This window comes from Mesorhizobium sp. M7A.F.Ca.CA.002.05.1.1, from assembly GCF_003998335.1.
Classification (GTDB): domain Bacteria; phylum Pseudomonadota; class Alphaproteobacteria; order Rhizobiales; family Rhizobiaceae; genus Mesorhizobium.
Map to the genome: position 1 here is coordinate 1 of NZ_RZQI01000656.1, position 3,417 is coordinate 3,417.

The following is a 3,417-nucleotide window of genomic DNA, read 5'->3' on the forward strand; positions in this document are numbered from 1 at the left end:
CTTCTTTTCCCAGCATTCGCCGATGTTGGGGCAGCCGGCCTCTTCGCAGACCGTCACCAGCTTGTGCGATTTGACGATTTCGCGCGTTTCGGCATAGCCCTTCGACATCGGCGCCTTGACGCGGATCCAGTCGGGCTTGCGCAGCACATCCTGATCAGGCTTGTGCGCCTTTTCCGGATGCCGCAAGCGCGGGGCGTTGGCGATCGTATCGAGGACAGTGACCATCGGGAAACCTGGTTCATTCGCGACGCCAGTCAGGCGTTCGCTGTCATAACGTCATCTAGGACTTTTCAACGCAAAGAAAAAGGCCGCCGCGGCGCATGCCGCAACAGCCTTTTTCGCATGGCAGCTTTTCAGTGATGCTATCGGCGCACCAGACGCCCCGCCCAGATCAGCAGGCAGGCACCGATAAAGCCGGTGATCAGATAGGCAATCCAGCCGACGCCGAACGGGCCAAAATTGAGAGCCTGCAGAATGGCGTTCAGCACGACCGCGCCGACGATGCCCATAACGATGTTCATGAAGATGCCGGTGTTGCTCTTCATGAACATTTCGGCGAACCAGCCTGCCAGGCCGCCGATGATGATGGCTGCTATCCAGCCGACGCCATTCAGGTGCATATGCCTTCTCCTTGTGTGATGCGTGAAAACGCATCCGCAAACGAAGTACCTTGCCGCCGGGTTCCATCTGTAGCAGCGCTTTCAATCTATCAGGCGTTGAGCGCGCGGCCATAGGCGTCGAGCACGCTTTCCTTCATCATCTCCGACAGCGTCGGGTGCGGGAAGATGGTGTGCATCAGCTCTTCCTCGGTCGTCTCCAGGTTCATTGCCACGACAAAGCCCTGGATCAGTTCGGTCACTTCGGCACCCACCATGTGGGCGCCGAGCAATTGACCGGTCTTCTTGTCGAAGATGGTCTTGATGAAACCCTGATCCTCGCCGAGCGCAATGGCCTTGCCATTGGCGGCGAACTGGAAGCGCCCGACCCGGATGTCCTTGCCCTCGGCCTTGGCCTTGGCTTCCGTCAGGCCAACCGAGGCGACCTGCGGATTGCAGTAGGTGCAGCCCGGAATCTTCAGCTTGTCGGTGGCATGCACGCCAGGAAAATCAGCGATCTTCTCGATGCACACGACCCCCTCATGTTCTGCCTTGTGGGCGAGCATCGGCGGGCCGGCGACATCGCCGATGGCGTAGATGCCCGGCACATTGGTCTTGCCGTAGCCGTCGATGACGATGCAGCCGCGCTCGGTCTTCACGCCTAGCGCCTCAAGCCCGAGGCCCTCGATGTTGCCCTGGACGCCGACGGCCGAGATCATGCGATCGGCGGTGATCTTCTCGACCTTGCCGTCCTTCATCTCGACATGCGCGGTGACCGAGTTCGCACCCTTCTCGACCTTGGTCACCTTGGCTTCGAGGATGATCTTCATGCCTTGCTTCTCGAACTGCTTTTGCGCGAATTTCGAGACTTCGGCATCCTCGACGGGCATCACTGCCGGCAGCAGTTCGACCACCGTTACTTCGGCGCCCATGGTGCGGTAGAAGGAGGCGAATTCGATGCCGATGGCGCCCGATCCCATGACCAGCAGCGACTTCGGCATCTCCTTCGGCACCATGGCCTCGAAATAGGTCCAGATCAGTCTGCCGTCAGGCTCGATGCCGGGCAGCGCGCGTGGCCGCGCGCCGGTCGCCAGGATGATGTGCTTGGCGGTGTAGGTGCCCTCGCCCTTGACGCCTTTCGGCACCGGCGGCTGCGGCTCCATCGGCTTCTTGGCCGTATTGGACACGGCGATCTCACCCGGCTTCGAAAGCTTGGCCTCGCCCCAGATGACATCGACCTTGTTCTTCTTCATCAGGAAGGCAACGCCGCCATTGAGCCGCAGCGAGACCTTTCGCGAGCGGTCGACCACGGCCGCTGTGTCGGCGCTGACTTTGCCGTCGAGCTTCAGCCCGTAATCCTTCAGGTGATCCGAATAGTGCATGATCTCGGCCGAGCGCAGCAGCGCCTTGGTCGGGATGCAGCCCCAGTTGAGGCAAATGCCGCCGAGATGCTCGCGCTCGACGATCGCCGTCTTGAAGCCGAGTTGCGCGGAACGCACCGCGGTGACATAGCCGCCAGGGCCGGAGCCGATGATGATGACGTCGTAGTTCTCAGCCACGGGTTTTCTCCTTCACAATTCCAGCATGACGCGCACGACGGGTGCCAGCGCCTTGCCGATGTTTCGCGTGTTTTCGGCGTCGAGGTGGACGCCATCAAGCGGTGTGGTTTGCGCCACGCTGCCGGCGTCGAAGAAGCCGCAGCCGGCCTCGTCGGCGAGCGCTGCATATTGCGGTGCCAAAAACTTCGAGGCGTCATCGCCACCGGCGAACATTTCCTTGAAGTCGGCATTTTCAGTACGGCTGACGACAGGCGGCGAAACGATCAGGATCTGCGGCGCGGGCCAGTCGAAGGGATAGTCGTGACCGCGCACGATATCGATCAGCCGCTGGATGCCCTGCTTGGCCGCGACGGGATTCCCGTGGATCCATGGCTTCATGTCGTTGGCGCCGAGCATGATGACAATCAGGTCGATCGGCGCATGGGTCGTCAGCACCGTTGGCAGCAGCCTGGCGCCGTTGCGATCCGCGCCGGCCAGATGGTCGTCGAAGGCCGTGGTGCGGCCGTTGAGGCCATCGGCAATCACTTGCACGCCGGCGCCTAACGCTGCCTGCAGCACGCTCGGCCAGCGGTCTTCCAGCGCATGGCGGCCACCTTCGGCATTGTAGCCCCAGGTCAGCGAGTCGCCGTAGCAAAGAACCGTCTTCATGCGCCCACCTGTGCGTTAATCGAGCCGCGCCTCAACCGCCAGCGCACGAACAGCCAGTGAACCAGCACAGTGGCCAGGTTCGGCAAAACCAGGCCGGCGACGATCGGCAGGTCACCTCCCCACTGGCGCTTATCGACCGGCTGAGAGAACGTCCAACCGATCAGGCCGAGCCCGATCAGCACGAACAGGACAATTGCGCAGAGGCCCAGCCAGTTGATGATCGTCGGTGCGTTCGCAAAAAGCTGCGCGATGAAAAACATGATCGTCGTAGCAATGGTGACAAGCACCGACGTCATGAACACCAGAATGTATTCTTCCTGAGCATGGGTTGCGACCGCCAGCTGTTGAGCAACCAGGCCGCCTGCCAATCCTGACAGGAAAAACGCCATGAGGGAGGTGAAGAAGATCCGCACCGCCCTCTCCGTCCTAGACCAGCATGCCCATCGGGTTCTCGATCAGCCGCTTGAAGGCGACCAGCAGTTCAGCCCCCAGCGCGCCGTCGACGGCGCGGTGGTCGGTCGACAGCGTCACCGACATCACGGTGGCGATCTTGATCTCGCCGTTCTTGACCACCGCCCGCTCCTCGCCGGCGCCGACCGCCAGGATGGTCGCAT

At 61.7% G+C, this 3,417-nt stretch carries 5 protein-coding genes and 1 pseudogene; all 6 read right to left on the reverse strand.

Going from position 1 to position 3,417, the window contains the following annotated elements:
- Nucleotides 1–225: pseudogene (locus EN939_RS26030) on the reverse strand (lipoyl synthase); the annotation flags it as partial.
- A gap of 137 nt (nucleotides 226–362) precedes the next feature.
- Complete coding sequence (locus tag EN939_RS26035; protein ID WP_023812036.1) at nucleotides 363–620, reverse strand: GlsB/YeaQ/YmgE family stress response membrane protein; 258 nt, start codon at nucleotides 618–620, stop codon at nucleotides 363–365.
- Between the two features lie 89 nt (nucleotides 621–709).
- The gene (lpdA, locus tag EN939_RS26040) at nucleotides 710–2,155 is read right to left on the reverse strand and encodes a dihydrolipoyl dehydrogenase (RefSeq protein ID WP_127270641.1); all 1,446 of its coding nucleotides are present in this window, start codon (nucleotides 2,153–2,155) and stop codon (nucleotides 710–712) included.
- Between the two features lie 12 nt (nucleotides 2,156–2,167).
- Nucleotides 2,168–2,803, reverse strand: a complete 636-nt coding sequence (locus EN939_RS26045; protein WP_127270643.1) for an SGNH/GDSL hydrolase family protein — start codon at nucleotides 2,801–2,803, stop codon at nucleotides 2,168–2,170.
- The gene (locus EN939_RS26050; RefSeq protein ID WP_127270644.1) at nucleotides 2,800–3,216 is read right to left on the reverse strand and encodes a hypothetical protein; all 417 of its coding nucleotides are present in this window, start codon (nucleotides 3,214–3,216) and stop codon (nucleotides 2,800–2,802) included. Before EN939_RS26050 ends, EN939_RS26045 begins: the two co-directional genes overlap by 4 nt.
- Nucleotides 3,217–3,229: 13 nt before the next feature.
- The coding region (locus tag EN939_RS26055; protein ID WP_206517217.1) for a 2-oxo acid dehydrogenase subunit E2 at nucleotides 3,230–3,417 on the reverse strand (188 nt) is incomplete at its 5' end.